Genomic DNA, 23,926 nt, shown 5'->3' with positions numbered 1-23,926 from the left:
ACTGGAGCGGCATGCAAGCAGCGATAACGGCAAGACTATGCCTGGCCCTGGCGCTGTCGGGCGTGTGGCAGACCGCCCTGGCCGCGCCGCAAACCGTCATCCTGTATGGCGACGACGACTATGCGCCGTACAGCTATGTGGAAAACGGCGTCTTCAAGGGCATGTACGTCGATATGCTGCGCGCAGCCGCCACAAGCATGCCGGAGTATCGGCTGGACCTGCAGCCGCGCCCCTGGAAAAGGGGACTAGCCGCGCTGGAAAAAGGCCAGGTATTCGGTCTGTTCCCACCCGGGCGCAAGACGGCGCGGCCGTACGTGCAACCGTATTCGGCCATGCTGTACCGCGAATCGGTGGTGCTGTTTTGCCATGACGCCGTCATGCGCAAGCCGCGCACGCATTTTCCCGCAGACTTCGCCGGCCTGATCATCGGCGTCAACACGGGTTTTTTGCTGTCGGAAAAATTGATGGTGCCGGCCCGCCAGGGATTACTGCATCTGGAAGCGGCCAAGGGCAACGATGCCAATCTGAAGAAACTGGCCCTGCGGCGCATCGATTGCTACGCCAGCGACCGCGGCGCGGCCCGCCACACGGCACGCCAGCTGCAAGGAGAACTAAGCAGCTACGGCTTTCAATTGCACGAAGTGCTGGAACTGTCGTCCGAAGCCACGTACATCGCCTACAGCGCACGCAATACACCCGCTTACAAGGCCGATTTCATCGACAAGATGAATGCGGCCTTGCTTGCCATGCGGCAGAACGGCCAGCTGGCACGCATCGAAGAGGCTTACCTGCGCTGAATTACCGGCGCTGCACTTCGCGCGGCTGCAAGCTCATGACGGGACTGCTGCGGCCCTGGGGCCTGACGCCGAAGGTATTCTTGAACCAGTCGTCGATCATGCGCTTTTCGTAGCGCAAGGCATCGTTGCTGGAATAACGATTGATATGCTGCAAATAGGACATGTCCGACAGATAAGCGTTGCCGCTGGCAATGACCTTGCCATGCTGCTCGAGCGTATAGCGCAAGCGCAGCCGGGGCCAATCAGCACGGCCCGTCATCACGCGCACATCGAAGGCGCCGCGCCGTGACGGGTCTTCGCGCCCTGCCAGGTCGACATCGGTGATCTCGATCCGGAGGTCCTGGCCGGGGGGCAAGCTCTTGCCCAGCCAGGTGAAGTGATTCGCCAGGCCCGCCAGCACCTGTTCCCGGTCGCGCGAGCTGAACGGAACATCGGAATAGTCATCGGGTTTGTCGAACGTCACCTGCACGCCCGCCCAAGCGCTGCTGCCGGCGGCCAGCGCCAATGCGGCCAGCCATGTTTTCGCCATCGTGGAAATACGCATGTGCATTCCTTTCAGAAAAGTCACGGGAAGGCAGATGCCGCCATGACGCATCTGCCCACCCCCGTTTGACTATAGCCTGAAGTGAAAATTTCCGTAACGCAATACGTTTCGCGCGGCAGCACGCGCAGCGGCAAGCCGCCTGACGGGCTGCGTACCTTACTTGCGTTACTTGCGCGCCTGGCGCTTCACCTTGATGCCGAAAGTATCGGCATACCAGTCATCGATCATCAACTTTTCATAGCGCAACTTTTCATTGCTGAAATAGTGATTGATGCGGTTCAGGTACGACATGTCGGAGAGGGCTGCATCGCCACTGCGAATGACCTTGCCATCCTGCTCCAGCACATAGTGCAGGCGCATGCGTGGCCAGTCGACCCCTCCATTCAAGACGCGGATATCCTGCCCGGCACGCACGGAAGGATTTTCACGTCCCGCCAGGTCCACATCCGTGACGTCGATTTTCAAGGTCTGCCCGGGCGGCAGCGATGCGCCCAGTTTTTCGAAATGCCGGCTCAGTTCCTTCAATACGTCTTCCCGTTCCTGCGGGTTGAACGGGACATCCGTGTATTGATCCGGTTTGCTGAAATGCACTTCCGTTCCTGCCCAGGCCGCACTACTGGCCAGCAAGGCCAGGCCGGCGACCAGGACGCGCGTCGTTTGCTTTTGCATGATGTACCCTTTCAGGAAATGTGAGTGGCATGGTGCCACTTCTTATACCTATTCAATATAGCGCGCCGCACCCCATTCTGACGCGCAATTCATACCTTGTTACTTTTCTGATTTTCCGTCAGAAAGGCAAGACGCCGACTTTTTTGCAGATTCATTGGCAATATTAATTAAAACAAAGTATTGTCTTGAAAATATAGTTGCCTAAGCGATAAAGCAAAGATAGTGTCAGCAGCCTGGATTTAAAGTGTTTTTTAAGCATGGGTGTTGCATGTTTTTAGTCAATTTTTCTTGCATATTGTTAATATTTAGCTGTCAGTCTACAATCGACAAAATGCGCCCGAAAAATGCGCAACGCCGGTAATAGCGCACAGGAATTCCTGGCGCAGGCGTCTCAACATTGCGTCAGTTATGCCTTTTAGCGGAACTCGTCCTCATGTCATTTTTGTCTTCAGCATCGCCCAAGTTACCCCCCTGGAAAGTCCTGCTCGTCGATGATGAACCCGACATCCACGACATCACCAAACTGACGCTGAGCCGTTTCCGCCTGGAGGGCCGCGCCCTGAGCTTCGTGCACGCCTACAGCGGCGCCGAAGCCAAGCAGGTGCTGGCGCGCGAAGAAGGCATCGCGCTGGTCTTCCTGGACGTGGTGATGGAACGCGAAGACAGCGGCCTGGAAGTGGCGCGCTGGATGCGCGAAGACCTGGGCAACCAGTTTACGCGCATCGTGCTGCGCACCGGGCAGCCGGGACAGGCGCCGGAAGAACGGGTGATCGTCAACTACGACATCAACGACTACAAGGAAAAGACGGAACTGGACCGCACCAAGCTGTTCACCACCACCTTTGCCGCCCTGCGCGCCTACCGCGACATCATGAAGGTGGAAGAGGCGCGCCAGGCCCAGCTGCACTACCGCGAAGGCCTGGAAAGAGTCATCGCCGCCTCGGCGCATATTTTCAAGCAGCGCAACCTGCGCGACTTCGCCAGTGGCCTGCTGCAGCAAGTCGTCGCCCTGCTGCGCCTGGAAACGAGCATGCTGCTGCGCCTGCGCGGCGCCAGCGCCATCTCGGGCGAGCAGGACTATGAAATCCTCGCGCAGATCGGCGACCATGAAGCCGATGACGGCATCCTCAGCCCTTCCCTGCTGTCACAGTTGGACGATGCCAAGAGCAATAAAATCTCGCGCCTGCACGGCGACACCTATGTCGGCTATTTTCCGAATAGCAGCGGCAAGGCTTCGCTGCTGGTCTTAAAGGGCGTGGAAGAAATTTCCGACCTCGATGCGCAATTGCTGGAAGTATTCTGCTCCGGCGTGGCGATCGCCTTCGACAACATCCTGCTGACGCAGGAAATCACCGATACCCAGGCCGAACTGATCCTGCGCCTGGGCGACGTGGTCGAATCGCGCTCGCACGAAGGCGGCAACCACGTGCGCCGCATGGCCGAAGTATGCCAGCTGCTGGCGCAAGCCTCCGGCATGTCGGAAGAAGAAACCATGGTGCTGCGCCACGCGGCGCCCATGCATGACATCGGCAAGATTTCCACGCCAGATGCCGTGCTGCTGAAACCCGGCAAGCTTGACGCGGCCGAGTGGGAAATCATGAAGCAGCATCCGACGGTGGGCATGTCCATCCTCGACGGTTCGCAGCGCCCACTGCTCAAAGCAGCCGCCGTGATCGCCCACCAGCACCATGAAAAATACGACGGCAGCGGCTACCCGCAAGGCCTGGTGGGCGAAAACATCCACAAATACGCGCGCATCGCCGCCGTCGCCGACGTCTTCGACGCCCTGATGCACAAGCGCTGCTACAAGGACGCCTGGCCGTTGGAACGTGTAGTGAGCTACCTGCGCGAAGTGAGCGGCAGCCACCTCGATCCGCAGTATGTGGAGTTGCTGATCGCGAATCTCGATGCAGCACTGGCGCTGAATCAGCGTTTCCCGGATTAAAAGCTAGCCGATGTTGTCGGATTACGCGGCTGCGCCGCTAATCCGACCTACGCGATACGCCACCGGCAAAACACGCTTCGGCCCAGGTCTCCAATACGGGAATTCCGGGCCAAGCGGACCTGAAAAATGTCGAGGGCAAGGCGCAGCGACGCAGACAGTACGCATGTACGGCAAGGAGCTGCAACGCCGCCATCGGCATTTTCTCAGGCCCGCGTCTCCGGCCCGCCGTTTTCAAGTTTCAAATTTCAAGCACTCTTCGGCTCCAGAGGGGCTGGGGTCAGGTCCCCATTCCGACACAAACCCAGCGATGCCGCTACAAGTGCGGACCAAGACGGCCAAGGCTGAGAGCGTGTGCAAATGACGGACCTGACCCTGGCCACGCTCGGCATCGTAAAGCCCACTTCCACTCAAGCTTTCTAACACAGAGTGTGAGACAATGAGACATGGTTAAAACGACTACCGCAACTGTTGCTGGAAAGAAGCCGGCGGCGAAAAAGGCGCTTGCAAAAGCGGCTGCGCCTGCGCGCGTAGGCCGGTCTGTTTCCGCCAGCGCAGCTGTAGCCGCAGAGGCTGCTCTTCCGCGAAAAACAAGCTATGCGGCCTTGGTCCGCCGCCTTGCCAAAGACTATGGCGTCAAAGTCGCTTCGGCACCTGCCGCTTCGCCGGTCAACCCGTATCGCACGAGTGAGGCCGTAACCAAAAAAGCTCTGCAAGGCGCAGGGGTTTTAACCCGTTACGGTAATCTGGCGCCGCACTTGAAGTGAAGACTGGGCAGCTGGTATTCGCTTATCACGGTTGTGATGTTACTCTGCGTGATGACTTGGTCAGCGGTCGCATCACTGAACTGAAGCCGAGTGCAAACAAGTACGACTGGCTCGGTGCTGGAGCATATTTCTTCGAGAACGATTACAAACGCGCACTGATGTTCGCGAGCGCAGCGCAAGCGAATCCGACGAAGCGTTTCACGAAACAACCGATTACGACGCCAGCTGTAGTAGGCGCAGTCCTGCAATTCGATTTCATCCTGGATATGACTACGCAAGAAGGTATTGAAGAGTACTGTCTTGCGTACGAAGCAATGGTTGAATATCTCACTGCTAATGGCCTTCCCGAGCCAAAGAACTCGAAGGCTAATGACGATGATGAAGACATCATTGTTCGTCATCTAGATAGCGATGTATTTAATTTCATGCATCAGATCCGCGAGAAAACTGATCAGCGGATGTTTCAAGCTGTCCGATCAGCATTTCCGCAAGGCGAGGAGGTGGCGCCGTCATCAGCTTTCAAACGCAGCTCGCACATCCAAATTGCGCTACGCGAGAACTCCTGCGTTCGTGCCTGGTTCCTGCCGTCGGGTGCGCAGCTTATGACAGAACAGCAATATGAAGCAGCCGAGAAAAAACTTGCTGCGGCCAAAGCTGCATATGCTGCTCAAAAGCCGCGTGTCCGAGCCGCTCCCCAACAGTAATAAGATATCGCACCGCGTTCGATAGCAATGAAGCAATACAGCGTTTGAGTTTTTGTGTGATAACGCATAAGCCTAAATCAAGAGACATTCGCAGTCACAATGAGCGCCATTGAGGATAGCTGATCAAAGCTTTCGCAAATATGTGCTGATTGCAGTGAATGGTGTCGCTGCGGGCTGGTCATCAGCATAGCTTTCGATGAGGGAGATGTCTTTTAAAACCTAATCCGGTCTTCGTGACACGCAGTGAATTTTCCAGCCTGGCAACCAACTAAGATGGGTCGAACGGCCGGGTTCGACCACAAGCCGCCGGTCATGGGACAGCCAAATGCCCCCTGAGCAATACGCACACCGGCAAACCACGCTTCGGCCCAAGACTCCAACTTGGGCGCTCCGGGCCAAGCGGGCCTGAAAAATGTCGAGGGCAAGGCGCAGCGACGCAGACAGTACGCATGTACGGCAAGGAGCTGCAACGCCGCCATCGGCATTTTCTCAGGCCCGCGTCTCCGGCCCGCCATTTTTAGGTTTTCAACGACACGTCATTGAAACCGAGAGGGAAGCGTATCTTGTAATGCAATCCCATCCCCGGCGCGCTGACCACCTTCACCGTGCCGCCCAGCGGCCCCGTCACCAGGTTGTACAGGATATGCGCACCCAGGCCGCTGCCGCCGGAGCCGCGCTTCGTCGTGAAGAAGGGGTCGAACAGCTGGCCCAGGGTGGTGCTGTCCATGCCCATGCCATCGTCGCTGTAGTCGAGTTCCAGCATCTCGCCGGCCATCCTGGCACTGATTTTGATCTTGCCCGGCTCACCTTCGACAAAGCCATGCACCAGTGAATTGACCACCATGTTCGTGACGATCTGCGAGACGGCGCCCGGATAGCTGCGCAGCTGCACCTCGGGCGCGCAATCGATCTCCACCTTGACCGGTTTGCCCTTCAGTTTCGGCTGCAAGGAAAGCAATATTTCATCGAGATATTTGCGCAAGTGAAAGCTGCGCAATTCGTCCGACGACTGGTCCACGGCCACCTGCTTGAAGCTGCGCACCAGCGCCGCGGCACGCTGCGTATTCGTCGTCATGATGCGCAGGGTCTGGTCGATGATGTCGAAAAATTGCCGCAAGCCGTCTTCATCGAGCTGGCCGCCGTCCAGGTCTTCGCGCGTGAGTTTCAATTCCTGCACCAGGTGGCTGGTGGCCGTCACGCAAATGCCCAGCGGCGTATTGATTTCATGCGCCACGCCAGCGACCAGGCGTCCCAGAGAAGCCAGTTTTTCCTGGCGCACCAGTTCCGACTGCGCTTCCTGCAAGGCGTTCAGGGCGCTGTTCAGGGCCGCGTTCTGCTCTTCCAGCGCTTCCTTGGCCTGGCGCATGGCGCTGTCGGCCTGGATGCGGGCCATCGCCACAGCCACGTGGCTGGCCATGAAGGCCAGCACGTCCAGTTCCGCCTGGCCATACACGACGGATTCGTCGTAGCTTTGCACGATGATCACGCCATATTTGCGCTCGCCCAGCAGCATGGGCGCACCCATCCAGCTGGCGATGCCCACGTTGCCCAGCGGCTCGTCCATCTCGCCGCTGGCCACCAGCGCCGCATAGCTGCGTGCATCGAGCAAACACGCTTGCCGGCGCGCCAGCACGTACGAACTCATGCCGATGCCGTAATGAAAGCGTTTCACGGGCGCCTGTGCATCCTTTTCATCGACAAAATACGGGATCGTGATGTCCTTGTTGTCGGGATGGTACAGGGCGATCAGAAAATTCTTCGCCGTCACCAGCTCGCTGATGATGGCATGCAGGCGCGCATACAGGGTCGTCGCGTCGGCCGCCTGCGCCGACAGGTTGGCGATTTCATACAGCGCATGCTGCAGGTTTTCCGCGCGGCGCCGTTCGGCTACCTCGTGTGCCAGCAGGGCCGTGCGCTCCTGCACCGCCTTTTCCAGCCGGTCCATGCTTTGCATGCCCTGCAGCGCGCTCGACACGTGCGTGGCGATCAGCGCGAACAGGGCCTGGTCTTCCAGGCTGAAGCGGTGCTGCGCGTCGTAGCTCTGGATGACGATGGCGCCCAGCACCTGATGCTGCTGGTCCAGCAGCGGACAGCCGATCCAGTGCTCGGCCGCCGTGCCGCCACCCCAGGCGCCGCCACCGATGGCGCGCATGGCGTCGTCGTCGGCCGTCATCACCAGCTGCTTGCGGTTGACGATGACCCACGCCGTGGGCGACTGCGCGGCACTGGCCAGGCGCACGCCCTCGTCCGGGTCGGGCGCGGCGTCGAATTCATCGACAAAATAGGGAAAGCGCACCAGGCCGTCGTCGTGGTCGCTCAGGGCCACATAAAAGTTCGCCGCATACATGATGCGGCCCAGCGCCGCATGCACCGCCTGCAGGAATTCGCTGATATCGCTGCAGGTGCTCGAGCGCTGCCCGATTTCCAGCAACACGGTTTGAACGGCTTCCAGGCGACTGAGACGGCTTTCCATGGGTAACTGTGTGCCTTGTGTAAGTATATGTTCTGAAAATCAATATTATCAGTTCAGCCCAGCCTTGGCACGGCATAAAACGCACAATCTTGCCTTGAGGCAGCGCAACACACGCCACGCCGGCATTTGCCACCTTGGCGATACAGTGGCAGACTAGGCCCCTTCCTACAGACCAGACCGTCCTCATGACCGCCACGCTACGCGCCTCGCTCCGCCCCTATACCCTCGCCGGCCTGCTGGTCTTTGCCGCGCTGGGCATGCCGCCGCTGTGCGCCGCGCCCGCCAAGGCGCCGGCGGCGGAGACGGCCGATGGCGGACGCTATTTCGGCCCCCTCGTCGCAGGCAAGATGCATGGCCAGGGCCGGCTCGAGTACGCGAGCGGCGCGTTTTACGAAGGGGGCTTCGCGCGCGGCGTGTTTTCCGGCGAGGGCACGCTGCGCCAGGCGTCCGGCGTCGAGTACACGGGCGCCTTCCGCCAGGGTGCCTTCGACGGCATCGGCCGCTACACCTCACCCAAGGGCGAGATTTATGCGGGCAGCTTCATCAAGGGCAGCTTCGAGGGGCAAGGCCGCTTCCAGGGCGCCGACGGCGCCACCTTCGAGGGACAGTTCAAGCATTGGCGCCCGCATGGCGCCGGCAAGCTGACCGATACGGACGGTACCGTCTTCGAAGGCGAATTCGTCCAGGGCCAGGTGCAGGGCAAGGCGAAAGTCAGCACCAGCGACGGCATCCACTACGAAGGCGAGCTGAAAGACTGGAAATTCGAGGGTACAGGCGTGCTGCGCACGGCCGACGGCGACGAATACCGGGGCGGCTTCAAGAATGGCCAGTTCGACGGCAAGGGCGTGCTACGCTACGCCGTGGCGCAGGCCGACGGCCGGCGCGAAGACAGCGGCAACTGGACGGAAGGCCAGCTGGACGACCCGGCGGCCGACAAGCTCACGCGCGACAATATCGAGCTGGCCCTGTATCACCAGCGCACCCTGCTCGACGGCGCCCTGGCGCGCATCGCACCGCGTGATGCGGCGAAAAAAATCAATCTGTATTTGCTGGGCGTGGCTGGCGATGGCGCGCAGGAAGTGTTTCACCGCGAAACGGCCTTCGTGCAGCGCCAGTTCGACCGCGATTACGGCACCGTGGGCCGCTCCTTGATGCTCGTCAACAGCCGCCACACGGTGGCGCAGCAGCCGATGGCCACGCGCACCAGCATCGCCGCCAGCCTCGACAGCTTGGGTGCGAAGATGGACAAGCAGAACGACATCCTGTTTTTATTCCTCACCAGCCACGGTTCGCCCGAGCACGCACTGGCGCTGGCGCAAAACGGCATGGACTTGCACAGCTTGCCTGCACAGGATCTGGCCAGCATGCTCAAGCACAGCGGCATCCGCTGGAAAGTCATCGTGATCTCGGCCTGCTATGCAGGCGGCTTCATTGCACCCTTAAAAGATGACAACACCCTCATCATCACGGCCGCGCGCAGCGACCGCACCTCGTTCGGCTGCGACGACCAGAACGATTTTACGTATTTCAGCGAAGCGTATTTCAAGGAAGCGCTGCCCAAAAGCGCCGGCTTTGCCGAAGCGTTCGAGCAGGCCAAGGTGCTGGTGCAGGCGCGCGAGGCGGCCGACTTCCGCGAGGGCGGCATGGAAGCGGAAGAGCATTCCGAGCCACAGCTATTCCAGGGCAAGGCCATCGCCGCGCAGCTGAAGGCGTGGCGCGCCCAGCCGCGCTAAGCCGGGTACGGTCGTCCGCCTTTCTGTACAATAGCCGTCACCATGCGTAAATTCTTCCTCATTTTGCTGCTGTTCGTGCTTCCGCTCCAGATGTCCTGGGCCGCGGCGAGCGCGTATTGCCTGCACGAGGAAGGCAAGGCGGCGCAGCACCTGGGCCACCACAGCCACCAGCACAAGGCGGACGCGGACAAGAAACCCGTGGCCGATAAAAAGCTAGCTGACAAGCAATCCAAAGGCCAGCCGCACAGCGACTGCAACGTCTGCCATGGCATCGGCCATGCGTGGCTGCCGGCCGGCTCCAGCCTGCCCATCGGCGACATGGCGTCCGTCAACGCAGACACTGCCCCCTTCTTTTACGCTTCCCACATCCCGGACGCTCCCAAGCGCCCTGACTGGTCGTCGGCCATCTAGGCCGACGGGACGTTTCAATAGCTTATCGCCATATGTGCGCCTGACTAACTCAGGCGCAAGCCTGCGCGTCCCGTCGAATTCTTTTTCCGAACCTTGGAGAATTCGATGCACCGATCCATCTATCTGTTATGTCTCTCCGCTGGCCTGCTGGCCGGCAACTTTACGCACGCGCAATCTAGCGTGGAACCCGCAGCGCCCCTGACCTTGCCCGCCGCGCTACTGCTGGCCGAAGGCGGCAACGCCACCCTGTCGGCCGCCCGCCATGAACTGGCGGCGCAAGGGGGTGCCCTGCAACAGGCGCGCGCCCTGCCCAACCCGGAACTGCAAACCGTGCTGGAAGACACGCGGCGCGCCACGCGCAGCACCACCGTGCAGCTCAACCAGCTGATCGAACTGGGCGGCAAGCGGGGGGCGCGCACAGCCGTCGCCCAGCGCGGCGAAGACCTGGCGCAAGCCGGCCTGTCCCTGCAGCAAGCCGACACGCGCGCGCTAGTGACCACCGCCTTTGTCGACGTGCTGGCCGCGCAGGAAGGCTTGCGCCTGGCCGACAGCGCGCAGGCGCTGGCCGCGCGCGCCAGCGACATCACGGCGCGCCGGGTGACGGCCGGCAAGGCCTCGCCCGTCGAGGAAACCCGCGCCCGTGTCGCCGAAGCGAGCGTGCGGCTGGAGCTGAACCTGACCCGCAGCACCCTGGCCAGCGCGCGCAAGCGCCTGACCGCCCTGTGGGGCAACGCCACGCCACGCTTCAGCCTGGCGGAAGGTCGCCTGGAAACCTTGCCCGAGCTGCCGCCAGCCAGCGAACTGGCGGCGCGCCTGGCCCAGGCACCCACCGTGCGCCAGGCGCACAGCGCGCTGGCGCAGCGGCAAGCGATGCTGGACGTGGAACAGCGGCGCGCCACGCCCGACGTCACGCTCAGCATCGGCATGAAGCGCTCGGAAGAACTGGGCCGCAACCAGGCCATCATCGGCCTGGCCTTGCCGCTGCCTTTGTTCGACCGCAACGCGGGCAACAAGCTCGACGCCTTGCGCCGCAGCGACAAGGCCAGCGACGAGCTGGCCGCCGCCCGCATCGCCGTGCAGACGGCCGTGGCTGCCGCCACCGAACGCCTGGCCACGGCCCGGCTCGACGTGGAAAGCTTGCGCCAGGACATCTTGCCCGGCGCCCAAAGCGCCTACGACGCGGCCAGCAAGGGCTTTGAGTTCGGCAAGTTCGCCTTTCTCGACGTGCTCGATGCCCAGCGCACCTTGCTGCAAGCCAAAAACCAATACCTGCGCGCGCTGACCGAAGCGCAACACGCCGCCGCCGAGATCGAGCGTCTGCTTGGCGCCCCCGCTCCCCTGTAAGGAAGACCCGACAATGAACATCACACTCAACAAAAAACAGACGATCGCCATAGCCTCCATCGCGGCGGCCGGCATCGTACTGGCCATCCTCATCCTCGGCACGGGCAAGTCCAGCGCCCCGCCAGCGCCTGCCGTCAAGGCGGAAGCACATGCTGAAAAGAAAGACGAACACGGCCACGAAGAAGTGGAAGGCCGGCTGGAATTGACGGCGGCGCAAAGCCGCGCGGCCGGCGTCGTCATCGCCACGGCCGCGCCCGGCCGCATCAAGACCACCGTCGCCCTGCCCGGCGAAATCCGTTTTAACGAAGACCGCACGGCCCACGTCGTGCCGCGCCTGGCCGGCGTGGTGGAAGCCGTGCAAGCGGACCTGGGCCAGTTGGTGAAAAAGGGGCAAGTGCTGGCCGTCATCGCCAGCACGGAACTGTCGGAACAACGCAGCGCACTGCTGTCGGCGCAGCGGCGTTTGTCGCTGGCCCGTTCCACGTATGAACGCGAAGAAAAACTGTGGCGCGAGAAAATTTCGGCCGAGCAAGATTATCTGCAGGCGCAGCAAGCGTGGCGCGAAGCGGAAATCGCCGTGCAGAATGCGCAGCAAAAGCTCAACGCGCTGGGCGCCAGTGGCGCTGCCAAGGGTCCGCTGAATCGCTACGAGATCCGCGCGCCGTTCGACGGCATGGTGCTGGAAAAACATATCACCCTGGGCGAAGCCGTCAAGGAAGACGCGAACATCTTCGTCATTTCCGACCTGTCGACCGTGTGGGCGGAAATCGCCGTGCCGGCGAAAGACCTGGCCACCGTGCGCATGGGAGGCAAGGCGGAAGTCAAAGCCAGCGCATTCGATGCCAGCGCGCAAGGCACGATCACCTATGTGGGCGCGCTGCTGGGCGAGCAGACGCGCACGGCGAAAGCTCGCATCAGCTTGCAGAACCCGGACATGGCCTGGCGTCCGGGCCTGTTCGTCACGGTGGAAGTGGTGTCCGGCGAAGCGGACGCGCCCGTCACCGTGCAGAGCACGGCCATCCAGACGGTGGAAGACAAGCCCGTCGTCTTCATCCAGGTGAAAGATGGCTACCAGGCCACGCCCGTGGTGCTGGGGCGCAGCGATGGCACCTTGACGCACATCAAGCAGGGCCTGGCCGCCGGCACGCCGTACGCAGCGCAAGGCAGTTTTGTCCTGAAATCCGAGCTGGGCAAAGATTCCGCCGGCCACGAACATTGATCACGTCAACGCTAAGGAAACCATCATGTTTGAACGCTTGATCCGCTTCGCCATCGAGCAGCGCTGGCTGGTGATGCTGGCCGTGGCCGCCATGGCTGGCCTGGGCATCTACAGCTACCAAAAGCTGCCCATCGACGCCGTGCCCGACATCACCAATGTGCAGGTGCAAATCAATACCCAGTCCGCTGGCTATTCGCCGCTGGAAACCGAGCAAAGGGTGACGTTCCCCATCGAGACGGCCATGGCCGGCTTGCCGAATCTGGAACAGACGCGCTCGCTGTCGCGCTATGGCCTGTCGCAAGTGACGGTGATCTTCAAGGATGGCACGGACATTTACTTTGCCCGCCAGATGATCAACGAACGCTTGCAGGAAGCCAAGGAGAGCTTGCCGGCCGGCATCACGCCGAAGATGGGGCCCGTCTCCACGGGCTTGGGCGAAATCTACCTGTGGACGGTGGAAACGCAGGAGGGCGCGAAAAAGCCCGATGGCACGCCGTACACGCCGACGGACTTGCGCGAAATCCAGGACTGGATCATCAAGCCGCAGTTGCGCAATGTCACGGGCGTCACGGAAATCAATGCCATCGGCGGCTACGCCAAGCAATATCAGGTGGCGCCCTACCCGGAAAAACTGGCCGCCTACGGCATCAGCCTGCAAGACGTGGTGACGGCGCTCGAACGCAACAACAGCAACGTGGGCGCCGGCTATATCGAACGGCAGGGCGAGCAACTGCTGATACGCGCGCCGGGCCAGGTGGCATCAAAAAACGACATCGCCAACATCGTCGTCGCCAATGTGCAGGGCGTGGCGATCCGCATCCGCGACGTGGCCGACGTGGTGCTGGGGCGCGAGCTGCGCACGGGCGCGGCCACGGAAAACGGCCGCGAAGTGGTGCTCGGTACGGTCTTCATGCTGATCGGGCAGAACAGCCGCGCCGTCTCGCAAGCGGTCGACAAAAAGATGATCGAGATCAACCGCAGCCTGCCGAAAGGCGTGCACGCCGTCACCGTGTATGACCGCACGGTGCTGGTCGACAAGGCCATCAATACGGTGAAGAAAAACCTGCTCGAAGGCGCCGTGCTGGTGATCGCCATCCTGTTCCTCTTCCTTGGCAATATCCGCGCGGCCATCATCACGGCCATGGTGATTCCGCTGGCCATGCTGTTCACGTTTACAGGCATGGTGCAATACCATGTCAGCGCCAACCTGATGAGTTTGGGGGCGCTGGACTTCGGCATCATCATCGATGGCGCCGTGGTGATCGTGGAAAACTGCGTACGCCGCCTGGCCCATACGCAGCAAAAACTGGGACGGCCGTTGACCTTGCAGGAACGTTTTCATGAAGTGTTTGCGGCATCGCAAGAAGCGCGCCGGCCTCTGCTGTACGGCCAGTTGATCATCATGGTCGTGTACCTGCCCATCTTCGCGCTGACGGGCGTGGAAGGGCGCATGTTTACGCCGATGGCCCTGACGGTGGTGATCGCCTTGCTGGGCGCCATGCTGCTGTCGATTACTTTCATTCCCGCCGCCGTGGCGCTGTTTATCGGCGACAAGGTAGCGGAGAAGGAAAACGCCATCATGCGCGCCGCCAAGCGCTGGTATGCGCCGCTGCTGGGCAAGGTGATGCGCAACACGCCCGTCGTGCTGACGGGCGCGGCGGTTGCCGTATTGCTGTCGGGCTTGCTGGCCACGCGCATGGGCAGCGAATTCGTGCCCAGCCTGAACGAGGGCGACATCGCCATCCAGGCCCTGCGCATCCCCGGCACCAGCCTGAGCCAATCGCTGGCCATGCAGCAGCAGCTGGAAAGCAAGCTGATGAGTAACCATAAGGAAATCGCCCGCGTGTTCGCCCGCACGGGAACGGCCGAGATCGCCTCTGACCCCATGCCGCCGAATATTTCCGACGGCTACATCATGCTGAAACCCCGCAACGAGTGGCCAGAACCGAAGAAATCGCGCGAGCAATTGCTGGCGGAAATCGAAGCGACGGCCACCAGCTTGCCGGGCAACAACTATGAGTTTTCGCAACCGATCCAGCTGCGCTTCAATGAACTGATTTCCGGCGTGCGCAGCGACGTGGCCGTGAAACTGTTCGGCGACGACATGCTTGTCCTCGACAGTACGGCGGCGAAGATCGCTAGTGTGCTGGGCAAGATACCGGGCGCAACAGAGGTGAAAGTCGAGCAGACCACGGGCTTGCCCATGCTGACGGTGCAGATTGACCGCGAGCAGACGGCCCGCTACGGTTTGAATATTGCCGACGTGCAAGCGGCGATTGCCACGGCCATCGGCGGGCAAGAGGCAGGCACCCTGTTCCAGGGCGACCGCCGCTTCGACATCGTCGTGCGCCTGCCCGACAGCCTGCGCAGCGACCTGGAGCAGTTGAAACGCCTGCCCATCGCCCTGCCCCTGGGCGCGGCGGCGGAAGGCCGCGCGCGCTTCATCCCGCTCGGTGAAGTGGCCAGCCTGCAAGTGGCGCCGGGGCCGAACCAGATCAGCCGCGAAGACGGCAAGCGCCGCATCGTCGTCAGCGCCAACGTGCGCGGACGCGATATCGGCTCGTTTGTTGCGGAGGCAACACAGCAGTTACAGGCGCAGGTGGCCATTCCTGCCGGCTACTGGACCAGCTGGGGCGGCCAGTTCGAGCAATTGCAATCGGCCACGAAGCGCCTGGAACTGGTGGTGCCCGTGGCGCTGGCCCTCGTCTTCGTCTTGCTGTTCGCCATGTTCGGCAACGTGAAAGATGGTTTGCTGGTGTTCAGCGGCATCCCGTTCGCCCTGACGGGCGGCATTGTCGCGCTGTGGCTGCGCGACATTCCCATGTCGATCTCGGCCGCTGTCGGCTTCATCGCCCTGTCCGGCGTGGCCGTGCTCAATGGCCTGGTGATGATCGCCTACATCCGCCAGCTGCGCGAACAGGGCATGCCCTTGCAGGAGGCGATACGTGTAGGCGCCATCACGCGCCTGCGGCCCGTGCTGATGACAGCGCTGGTGGCCTCGCTGGGCTTCGTGCCGATGGCGATTGCCACGGGCACGGGCGCGGAGGTACAGCGTCCGCTGGCCACTGTGGTGATCGGCGGCATCCTGTCGTCGACGGCCTTGACACTGCTGGTGCTGCCATTGCTGTACCGGCTGGCGTACCGCCGGCAAGAGGAGGTGGAAATGCAGGCCGCGCCCGAAGGCGCGGCGGTACAGCTGAGTAAATAGCGACGCGCGCTACCGCATGGCCTTAACCCGGCTTGCGGTAGCCGCCCTCGATCCAGTTCGCCGCTGCGGTAGCATTGAACTTGAAGGCGGCCGAAGTGCGCACCTTGGCGATCTGTTCGCCGTCCGCGTCATAGGCGCTCAGTTCCGCGTATGGGTGCTCTTCGTCGGGCACGATGTCGAACATCACCTTGATTTGGCCCTCGTCGGTAGCGATAAACAGGTTCTTGTGCAATTGCGCGTGCAACTGCTGTTCGTGGCGGCGCAGCACTTCCGAGGCTGTCTTGACCAAGGTATTGAACGCGTTGACGTCGAGCGGCTTCGGGTTTTTCTTGTCGCGGCCCATGGTCCACGGGCCCACCAGGGCCGGCTCCGGCTCGCCATCCTTGATCATGGCCACGGCCCAGCCTTCATCTTCCTCGTTCTTGATCACGCGCGCCGTCCAGCCATTGCCTACCCACAGGCGCGGCTCCTGGATCGGGGCGTCATTGTCCTGCTCGGCTGCTTCGTCGGAAAAATCGGGGAAATCGGTACTCATGGCGGTGCTCGTGATGGAAGGTCGGGGCTAGCATGATAGTCGAAAACGTCCGCCCGTGCCGCCTTGCCGCAAGGTAAAGCGCGGCCCGTCATAGTCGATCTCGGCAATAAAACAAGCTATCAATGTAGTAGCTTTATTCTAGCAATCGAGCTTTGATATTGCTCAACTAAGACTATTATTATTTTGCAATCTGAATTATGTTTTTTATATTTCAAATATTGCATTTAGTAATGCTTGGCCTCAAGAAATTATTTCATCATGCGACGTCCCTCGTCCCCGCACGCCGCCTTGCATCGCCACGCCAAGCACTTCTGCCTGTCCTGATCAAAACAGCTGCGTACACCAATATATCTTTGAGGGAATAAACATGAAAATCTTGTCCACACTGGCATGCGCGACGCTCGCTGCCGCCGCCGGCAGCGCCAGCGCCGTCCCCACATTTACGGCCGGCGGTACAGCCCTGGCTGGCGAAGGGCTGGTGACATCCGTTGCAGGCGCCACCACGATCGATTTCAACAGCGGCATCCTGCCCGCCAACTACATCGACGGCGCGCTGTTCACCGGCACGAATGGCAACCATGCCGCGCCTCCTGGCGATATGAGCAAGTATTTGTCGGCAGGCACTTCTTCCGACCAGCACTCGCCCGTGACCGCCAGCTTCAGTAGCGGCTTGAGCTATTTCGGCTTCTACATGGGTTCGCCGGATACGTACAACAGCGTAACCTACACCTTTGCCGACCACAGCTCGACCACGCTGACGGGCACGCAACTGGCAACGCTGGCCGGCGATACCGCCAACGGCAATCAGTCCGTGGGCCTGTACGTGAATGCCTTCGCCGGCGTTGGCAGCAAGATCACCTCGGTTGCCTTCCACTCCACGCAGAATGCCTTCGAGACGGATAACCACGCCTTCATCACCGCCGTGCCGGAGCCGGAAACCTATGCCATGCTGCTGGCCGGCCTGGGTTTGCTGGGTTTCATGCTGCGCCGCAAATCCTCCTGACGCAGGCAGGTACTGGCAAAAGCCCGCGATGCGGGCTTTTTCACTGCCAGGCCTGGCGGCTGCCGTCCGCCGGTGCCGTCAGCACATGGACATCGCAGGCCGGTTGGGCCAGGTCAGCGGCGGACCGGGCGGCACCCAGCGCGGGTCGATGGCTGGCAGTGGCGCATGGTAATTAAAGGGATTGATGATGATCGGCGGTATCGCCGATGGCGCGCCGACGGGCTCGGCGCAGGACTGCGGGGCGCTACGCTGGCGCGTGGTTCGATGGTGGGAAAGGGATAGCGATTGATCCCCGGTATCTGCAAACAAAAGCATGTTGCCCTCCTTGCGAGACTGAGGTATTCAGTATAGGACGGCTTGCGCGTATTACAAGAAAAGAAATCTTGTTACAGATCAGTGTTTTCTGCCCGTACAAGCCTCCCATACCGTGAAAATGACGGCCTGTCGCACGCCGCTGGCAACACCTGCCGCGCGCCGCTACAGTGTGATCATGCAACACCCCATCCCCCACACGCCGAGGCTTGCCATGAAAAAATTACTCACCTTCGTCCTCCTCGTCATGCTCGCTTGCCTGTTCCTCGACAAGGTCGGTGGCAGCGACATGCACATGCAGTTCAACGGCGACGAGATCGACGGTCCGCTGGAGTGGCTGTTCGGCCTGGTGTTTGCCGGTGGCGGCTTGCTCGTCGCCGCCATCGCGCTGGTGTGCGCCGCCGTCGTCACAGGCGTGGTACTGGCCGGCGTGGGCGTGGTGCTGATCGCCGTGCTGGCACTCTGCGTGGTGCTGGTGCTGGCGCTGAGCACGCCCGTGCTGCTGCCGCTGTTGATTCCCGTCGCCATCGTCTGGCTGATCGTCAGCCGCAAGCACAAGCAGGCACAAGCGCATCAGCACAGCCTGTAATCACTGCGCCATGAACTTGCTGAGCACGCCGTCGCTGCCGCCGTCATTCTGTTCGACGCGGTTGCGCCCGCCCCGCTTGGCCCTGTATAACGCCTCGTCGGCGCGTGCCAGCACGGCGTCGCAATCGGCATCCGTGCCGGCCATGGCAGCCATGCCGATGCTCACCGTGATGGTGATCAGGATGCCGCCATCGGTGGTCAGGGAACTTTCCGCCACGCGCCGGCGCAAGCGTTCGGCAAACACGGCCGCCGCCGCCAGGTCGGTGCCCGGCAGCAAGATGGCGAACTCTTCGCCGCCCACGCGGCCCGGCACATCGACCTTGCGCAGCGCCTGGCACATCAGCGCGCCCAGGTGGCGCAGCACGGTATCGCCCACGGCGTGGCCATACTCGTCGTTGACGCGCTTGAAGTGATCGATGTCGAGCATCAGCACGCTGGCGCAACTGGCCAGTTCGCGCTGCAGCCGTGCATGCTCGTTTTCGAGTGCCGCCATGAAGTGGCGCCGGTTCGGCAAGCCCGTCAAAAAATCGGTGGTGGCCAGTTGCAGCAGTTCCGCGTTCATGCGCTTGCGCTCGGTGATGTCGAGCGAGGACACCATGACAAAGTCCAGGCTGTCGGCATGGCCGGGCATCACCAGCAAGCTCAGCTCATTTTGCCGCGCCGCGCCATCGAGACGCAAGAAGCTGCTCTCGCACTCGTACAGGTGGGCGCCGCCAGCCAGCGCCAGCAGCGCATCGCCGAAACGGGGCAAGGCGCTGGCATCGAAATTCTGCGCCAGGCCCAGCGCGCCGCGGCGCTGGTCGCCCTCGTTGGCGCGTACCTGCGCCAGCGCGGCGCCGTTCGCATCGATGATGCGCACCAGCCCCGCCAGCCGCTGCAACGCGTCCGGATGGGCGTGGAAGTGGGCGCCCAGGTCGCGCACGCCCGCTTGTTCAAGCGCATCGAGCGCGGCGCGCACGGCCGACCAGTCCTGTTCCCACAGAGCCACGGGCGCATGGTCGTACAGGCTGCGGAAACGCGCTTCGCCGGCGCGCAGGGCCAGCGCCACCTGCGCCTGTTCGATGGCCATGCCGGCCAGGTGCGCCGCCTCGCTCAGCCGCGCCAGATGCGCCGCACCCGGCAAGGTGGGCTGGCGGTGATACGCCATCAGCACGCCCAGCAGCTTGCCCGAGCCGCCACGCACGGGCTCGGCCCAGCACGATTGCAGCTGGGCCCGCCACGCCAGTTCCATCGTCTCTTGCACATTGGCAGCGGCATGCAAGTCGCCCACGATCACGCGCTGGCCATCGCGCAGCGCTTGCGCGGCGATGCCATGCACGCCCTGCAGGGTGTCGAGGTCATGGCCATGGCTGGACAGGTTGAAAAACGCGGGCAAGCTGGGCGCCGCGCCCAGCACCAGGCGGTGGCGATTTTCATCGAGCAACAAGATGCTGCACAGCATGGCGGGATGGTCGGCTTGCACGCTCAGCACCACGCTTTCCAGCACCCGTTCCAGCGGTGCGCCCGTGGCCAGCATTTCCAGCACTTGTCGCCGCGTATGCTCGCGCCGTTCCATCTGGCTGCGCTCGCTGATGTCGCGGAAGGTCCACAAGCGCGCCTGTTCATTGCCCAGCTGCATGCTGCGCACGTATTGCTCGACCACCCGTCCATCGCGCAGGTGCAGCACGTCGCGCCGCTCGCGGTGGCCATGTGGCGCGTGGGCGCGTGCTCCCAGGAAAGGCACCGCCTGCTCCAGCTGGCTTTCCACATGACGCACCAGTGCCGCGCCGTCCGCTTGCCAGTCGAGCGCATCGGGCACTTGCCACAGGTCGCGGAAGCGCCGGTTCGAGGTGAAGATGCGGCCTTCGATGTTATCGACCAAAATGCCGTCGATGGTCGAATCGAGGATGCTGCGCAGCATGGCCTGACTGCGCTGCGCCGCCTCGGCCATCGCCAGCACGCTGGCCTGGCCCTGCTCCAGCTGCTCCGTCAGCTGGCTCGAACGCACCAGCGCCGCCTGAGCGCGGGTGCGGCCTGCCGCCAGCAGCCAGGCCGCCAGCGCCAGCACGATGCTGGCCAGCAAGCCGGTCCAGGCCACCAGACGAGGCCGCGCCAGCAGCTCGCCATCGAAGCCCGGCATGGCGCGCACGCGCAAGGTCCAGGCATGGCCGGCGATGCTGATCGCCTGCTGCGACACCCGGCTGTCCGACGTGGCCGCCGCCAGCATGTCCGGCAAGCTGTCATACATCAGGGCCGCCTCAGCCTGTTGCGCCCCATCATAGATTTCCAGGTCCAGCTGGCGCGCCCCCTCGCCGCCTACCCCCGCCATCAGGTCGACCATGCGGAACGGCGCAAACACCCAGGCGCGCAAGGCGGCGCGCCGCTGCGCCACGCTGGCATGCGGCAAACCATTCTCATACACGGGCAGCACGACCAGGAAGCCATGCGTCTGGGCACTGCCGCCATCTTGCACCAGCTGGATCTTGCCCGTCATGGCCGCTTGCCCCGTGTCGCGCGCCTGTTCGAGCGCGGCGCGGCGCACGGGTTCCGACCAGATGTCATAGCCGAACGCCAGCAAGTTGCTTTCGCTTAAAGGTTCCAGATAAGTGATGGGCGCATGCCAGGCGCGCTGGCCCGGTGGACGCACGGCATAGCCAGGATAGCCCTCCGCGCGCACGCGCGCTTCGTGCCGCGCCAGCCCGGCACCGGGTAACAGGGGCAGGTAGCCGATGCCGTGGATGCCGGGAAAGTGCCGGTCCACCTGCTGCACCGCCAGATAGGCATGGAATTCGCTGCGCGTGACGTCCTGCGAACTGGCATACAGTCCCTGCACGCCGTGCAGCACCTGGATGTAGGTCTGCATGCGCACGACGATGTTGCCCACCAGTTCGCGCACGCGGAAGTCAAAATCGGCCTGCACCTGCTGTTCGCTGGCATCGTGGGCATTGCGCCAGGCACCGTACGTCAGTCCCAGGCACAGCGCCAGCACCAGCGCAGCCAGCACGCGCGGCTCCACCCAGTGCGACACTGACCGAGCAAACCACGACGTAGACGCGCGTGTAGGCATGACAGGCGGACAAGCAGAACGGACATCAAACCACTACACGGCCAGCAACAGGGCTGGCAGCGGGCTGCACGACTACCGTCGGTAGTCGATGAGAATGATAGTACGTTACAGCGGGCGCCCTTGCAATGCTGAATATTGTATTAAAAAGACCACACATTTCGTACATGCAATGATGTGTACTCCAGGAAAATTCGATGCCACGAAAACCATCTCCTCCCGCTGGTATGATCGCTCCGCAATCCATCACCTGGGAGCCGCGTTTGCAGCACGATAGTTGGCAGGGAACACTATGGCTGGCGCCCGACTTTGCCATCTTGCATGGCGCAGCGGGCGCCACGGACAGCCACGCGCATTACGCGCACCAGTTGATGCTGAGCACGGGTGCGCCCTTCACGGCAGAGCTCGACGGCATCGTCCACACGGCGCGGCACTTGCTGGTCGAGAGCCTGCGCCCGCACGCCATCCTGGCCGCGCCGGCGCCCATGCTGACCATCTATGCGGAGCCGCAGCGCCTGAGAGGCGCGGCCCTGCTGGCAGCAGCCGCCAGCGCAGGCGCGCCCAGCCTGAACAGCCTGGCCGCCGCGCTGCAGGCACAGCCGCGCGAGCAGCTGGCCGACGCACGCGTGCAGCGCGCACTGGACCAGGTCGATGCGCTGCTGTCGGGCAAAGTCAGCGCCGCCGCCCTGGCCCAGGCGGCGCATTTGTCGCTGAGCCAGCTGGAGCGCCTGTTCAGCGCCCAGCTGGGCCTGCCCGTGCGCCGGCTGGTACTGTGGCGGCGCCTGCGCCTGGCCATCCGTTTCATCTTGCTCGGCGGCACATTGACGGATGCGGCCCACGGCGCCGGTTTTGCCGATGCCGCGCATTTTTCGCGCACCATGCGCAGCCTGTTCGGCGTGCGCGCCGACCGCAGCTTGCGCCAGTTGCAGGTCACGCTTCTCGACTAAGCCCCTGGCGCAATCGCGCCGGCAGCTCGGGCGCGCGCACGCCCTCTTCCGCGCGGAATGGTTCGATCAATTGCGGCAGGTAGGCCACGGGATAATCGGGACGGCTGCCGATGCCCAGGTCCTCGCCCCGCATGCGATAGTCCGGCGCGTCGAAGCAGGTGCCCAGCAAGCGGTCCCAGAAGGTAAAAAACAGGCCGAAATTCACGTCGCCGGCCGTGCCGTATTTCATGTGGTGGAAACGGTGCACGGGCGCCCAGGCAAACACGTGGCGCAGCGGCCCCATGCGCATGTCGACATTCGCATGCTGCAGCAACAATTGCACCGCCACGGCAAACGCCAGCACGGCCATGACACGCTCCGGTATGCCCAACAGCAACAAGGGCAGCATGCCGCCCGCCGCTTCCAGCAGCAGATGCAGCGGATGTTTCATCCAGCCATTGAAACCGTACAGGCGCTGCACGCTGTGGTGCACGGCATGCAGTTTCCACAGAAAGTAATAACGGTGGCTCAGGTAATGCACCAGGGTAATACCACAGTCGGCGATGACAATCGCCAGCAGTAACTGCCCCCAGAACGGCAGCTGGCCGGGCCAGAACGGCCCCAGCGCCAGGTGTCCTGCCAGCAGGGGAAAAATGGCCAGGCCCAGCAGGTACAGCGCCTCGTTGACGAGCGCATGCAGCACGTCGCGCCAGCCGTCGCCGTGCGCGTGGTTCCAGGCATCGTCGTACGGCAGATAACGCTCGGCAAGAAAGGAAGTGAGCAGGGCCAGCAGCAGCAAGGGCGGCAAGACCCAGAGAGAGGTGTCGCACACCGCGATCAGGTAACTGGCGGCGCCGATGAAGCCGGCCCAGAAGACGGGGCCGTACAGCGCGGCAAAGAGGGATTTCATGGCAAGACGCTCCTGTGGCAAAAACCACAGCATGGCTGGTCTCCCCGCCGCGCCGCTTGAAGAAACGGCGCAAAATTACTTACTTGGCGGCCTTCCTCGCCGCGTATTGCTGGTAGCCGTTCGCGCGCAGGGCACAGGCAGGGCAGGTGCCGCAGCCATAACCCCAGTCGTGCAATTGCCCCCGCTCGCCCAGGTAGCAGGTGTGCGTGCCGCTGCGGATCAGGTCGACCAGCGGCTGGCCGCCCAGGTCTTGCGCCAGATCCCAGCTTTGCGCCTTGTCCAGCCACATCAGCGGCGTTTCCAGTTTCAAACGCGTGTTCATGCCCAGGTTCAGCGCCACTTGCAGGGCCTTCATCGTATCGTCGCGGCAATCCGGGTAGCCGGAAAAATCCGTTTCGCACATGCCGCCCACCAGCACCGTCAAGCCGCGGCGATACGCCACGGTGGCGGCCACCGTCATGAACAGCAAGTTGCGACCCGGCACGAAGGTGTTCGGCAAGCCGTTTTCCTGCATGACGATCTCGACGTTCTGCGTCATGGCCGTATCGGAAATGGCGGCAATCAGGGACAGGTCGATCATATGATCCTGGCCCAGGCGGCTGTCCCACTCGGGCGATTGCTGGCGCATCTGTTCGAGCACGCCAGGACGCACGGTCAGTTCGATCGCATGGCGCTGTCCATAGTCAAAGCCGATGGTTTCCACGCGGCTATAGTGTTTCAAGGCCCAGGCCAGGCAGGTGGTGGAATCTTGTCCACCGCTAAAGAGCACCAGTGCGGAGTCCGTTGCTAGCATAATTT

The 23,926-nt window shown here is 62.5% G+C and carries 20 protein-coding genes; 12 read left to right on the top strand and 8 right to left on the bottom strand.

Features of this window, described 5'->3' with window-relative positions; all coding sequences use genetic code 11:
* The first annotated feature begins 11 nt into the window (after positions 1-11).
* Positions 12-797, top strand: a complete 786-nt coding sequence (locus tag CNX70_RS04150; protein ID WP_096233678.1) for a substrate-binding periplasmic protein — start codon at positions 12-14, stop codon at positions 795-797.
* A 1-nt stretch (position 798) separates the two neighbouring features.
* On the opposite strand, the gene CNX70_RS04145 is transcribed toward CNX70_RS04150, so the two are convergent.
* Together CNX70_RS04145 and CNX70_RS04140 are read right to left on the bottom strand one after the other, a co-directional pair.
* Positions 799-1,341 (bottom strand): DUF3016 domain-containing protein, encoded by a 543-nt coding sequence (locus CNX70_RS04145; protein WP_096238263.1) that lies wholly within the window; start codon positions 1,339-1,341, stop codon positions 799-801.
* Positions 1,342-1,506: 165 nt separating this feature from the next.
* The gene (locus CNX70_RS04140; RefSeq protein WP_096233676.1) at positions 1,507-2,010 is read right to left on the bottom strand and encodes a DUF3016 domain-containing protein; all 504 of its coding nucleotides are present in this window, start codon (positions 2,008-2,010) and stop codon (positions 1,507-1,509) included.
* A gap of 433 nt (positions 2,011-2,443) precedes the next feature.
* On the opposite strand from CNX70_RS04140, the gene CNX70_RS04135 reads away from it, so the two are divergent.
* From CNX70_RS04135 to CNX70_RS04130, 3 genes are all read left to right on the top strand, one after another.
* Positions 2,444-3,955 (top strand): DUF3369 domain-containing protein, encoded by a 1,512-nt coding sequence (locus tag CNX70_RS04135; protein ID WP_096233674.1) that lies wholly within the window; start codon positions 2,444-2,446, stop codon positions 3,953-3,955.
* A gap of 443 nt (positions 3,956-4,398) precedes the next feature.
* Positions 4,399-4,719: a hypothetical protein gene (locus CNX70_RS27970; protein ID WP_157750895.1), complete on the top strand. Its 321-nt coding sequence runs from the start codon at positions 4,399-4,401 to the stop codon at positions 4,717-4,719.
* Positions 4,716-5,423 carry a hypothetical protein gene (locus CNX70_RS04130; RefSeq protein WP_096233672.1) on the top strand — a complete coding sequence of 236 codons (708 nt, stop codon included), beginning with the start codon at positions 4,716-4,718 and terminating at the stop codon, positions 5,421-5,423. The genes CNX70_RS27970 and CNX70_RS04130 overlap by 4 nt, the downstream gene beginning before the upstream one ends.
* Before the next feature lie 517 nt (positions 5,424-5,940).
* Here CNX70_RS04130 and CNX70_RS04120 read toward each other — a convergent pair.
* Positions 5,941-7,896: a GAF domain-containing sensor histidine kinase gene (locus CNX70_RS04120; protein ID WP_096233668.1), complete on the bottom strand. Its 1,956-nt coding sequence runs from the start codon at positions 7,894-7,896 to the stop codon at positions 5,941-5,943.
* Positions 7,897-8,081: 185 nt separating this feature from the next.
* Between CNX70_RS04120 and CNX70_RS29090 the strand changes: the two genes are divergently transcribed.
* From CNX70_RS29090 to CNX70_RS04095, 5 genes are all read left to right on the top strand, one after another.
* Positions 8,082-9,629, top strand: coding sequence for a C13 family peptidase (locus CNX70_RS29090; protein ID WP_096233666.1), 1,548 nt, complete (start codon positions 8,082-8,084; stop codon positions 9,627-9,629).
* 42 nt (positions 9,630-9,671) lie between these two features.
* Positions 9,672-10,040 (top strand): cation efflux protein, CzcI family, encoded by a 369-nt coding sequence (gene czcI, locus CNX70_RS04110; RefSeq protein WP_096233664.1) that lies wholly within the window; start codon positions 9,672-9,674, stop codon positions 10,038-10,040.
* Between the two features lie 105 nt (positions 10,041-10,145).
* Entirely contained in the window at positions 10,146-11,384 is a 1,239-nt protein-coding gene (locus CNX70_RS04105) for a TolC family protein (protein WP_157750894.1), read from the top strand.
* A 13-nt stretch (positions 11,385-11,397) separates the two neighbouring features.
* Positions 11,398-12,603 (top strand): efflux RND transporter periplasmic adaptor subunit, encoded by a 1,206-nt coding sequence (locus tag CNX70_RS04100; protein ID WP_096233662.1) that lies wholly within the window; start codon positions 11,398-11,400, stop codon positions 12,601-12,603.
* A gap of 25 nt (positions 12,604-12,628) precedes the next feature.
* Positions 12,629-15,811, top strand: a complete 3,183-nt coding sequence (locus CNX70_RS04095) for an efflux RND transporter permease subunit (RefSeq protein ID WP_096233660.1) — start codon at positions 12,629-12,631, stop codon at positions 15,809-15,811.
* Between the two features lie 22 nt (positions 15,812-15,833).
* On the opposite strand, the gene CNX70_RS04090 is transcribed toward CNX70_RS04095, so the two are convergent.
* A complete protein-coding gene (locus CNX70_RS04090; RefSeq protein ID WP_096233658.1) occupies positions 15,834-16,346 on the bottom strand; it encodes a hypothetical protein in 513 nt (170 codons plus the stop codon).
* A 367-nt stretch (positions 16,347-16,713) separates the two neighbouring features.
* Between CNX70_RS04090 and CNX70_RS04085 the strand changes: the two genes are divergently transcribed.
* The gene (locus tag CNX70_RS04085) at positions 16,714-17,349 is read left to right on the top strand and encodes an Npun_F0296 family exosortase-dependent surface protein (protein ID WP_096233656.1); all 636 of its coding nucleotides are present in this window, start codon (positions 16,714-16,716) and stop codon (positions 17,347-17,349) included.
* A 78-nt stretch (positions 17,350-17,427) separates the two neighbouring features.
* Here the strand turns inward: CNX70_RS04085 and CNX70_RS27965 are convergent, their stop codons facing one another.
* Positions 17,428-17,664, bottom strand: coding sequence for a hypothetical protein (locus CNX70_RS27965; RefSeq protein WP_157750893.1), 237 nt, complete (start codon positions 17,662-17,664; stop codon positions 17,428-17,430).
* Between the two features lie 211 nt (positions 17,665-17,875).
* Here CNX70_RS27965 and CNX70_RS04080 point away from each other — a divergent pair, with 211 nt between their 5' ends.
* Entirely contained in the window at positions 17,876-18,250 is a 375-nt protein-coding gene (locus CNX70_RS04080) for a hypothetical protein (RefSeq protein ID WP_096233654.1), read from the top strand.
* Here the strand turns inward: CNX70_RS04080 and CNX70_RS04075 are convergent, their stop codons facing one another.
* A complete protein-coding gene (locus CNX70_RS04075; protein ID WP_244199031.1) occupies positions 18,251-21,232 on the bottom strand; it encodes a sensor domain-containing diguanylate cyclase in 2,982 nt (993 codons plus the stop codon).
* Positions 21,233-21,489: 257 nt separating this feature from the next.
* On the opposite strand from CNX70_RS04075, the gene CNX70_RS04070 reads away from it, so the two are divergent.
* Positions 21,490-22,239 (top strand): helix-turn-helix domain-containing protein, encoded by a 750-nt coding sequence (locus CNX70_RS04070; protein WP_208624490.1) that lies wholly within the window; start codon positions 21,490-21,492, stop codon positions 22,237-22,239.
* Here the strand turns inward: CNX70_RS04070 and CNX70_RS04065 are convergent.
* Complete coding sequence (locus CNX70_RS04065; protein ID WP_096233650.1) at positions 22,223-23,128, bottom strand: sterol desaturase family protein; 906 nt, start codon at positions 23,126-23,128, stop codon at positions 22,223-22,225. The genes CNX70_RS04070 and CNX70_RS04065 overlap by 17 nt on opposite strands.
* 79 nt (positions 23,129-23,207) lie before the next feature.
* A complete protein-coding gene (queC, locus tag CNX70_RS04060) occupies positions 23,208-23,921 on the bottom strand; it encodes a 7-cyano-7-deazaguanine synthase QueC (protein WP_096233648.1) in 714 nt (237 codons plus the stop codon).
* Between the last annotated feature and the right edge of the window lie 5 nt (positions 23,922-23,926).

The sequence above is a fragment of the Janthinobacterium svalbardense genome (genome assembly GCF_002327145.1).
Lineage (GTDB): Bacteria > Pseudomonadota > Gammaproteobacteria > Burkholderiales > Burkholderiaceae_D > Janthinobacterium > Janthinobacterium tructae.
The sequence above is the reverse complement of the archived record's forward strand: the minus strand, read 5'-3'. Positions and strand labels throughout refer to the sequence as shown.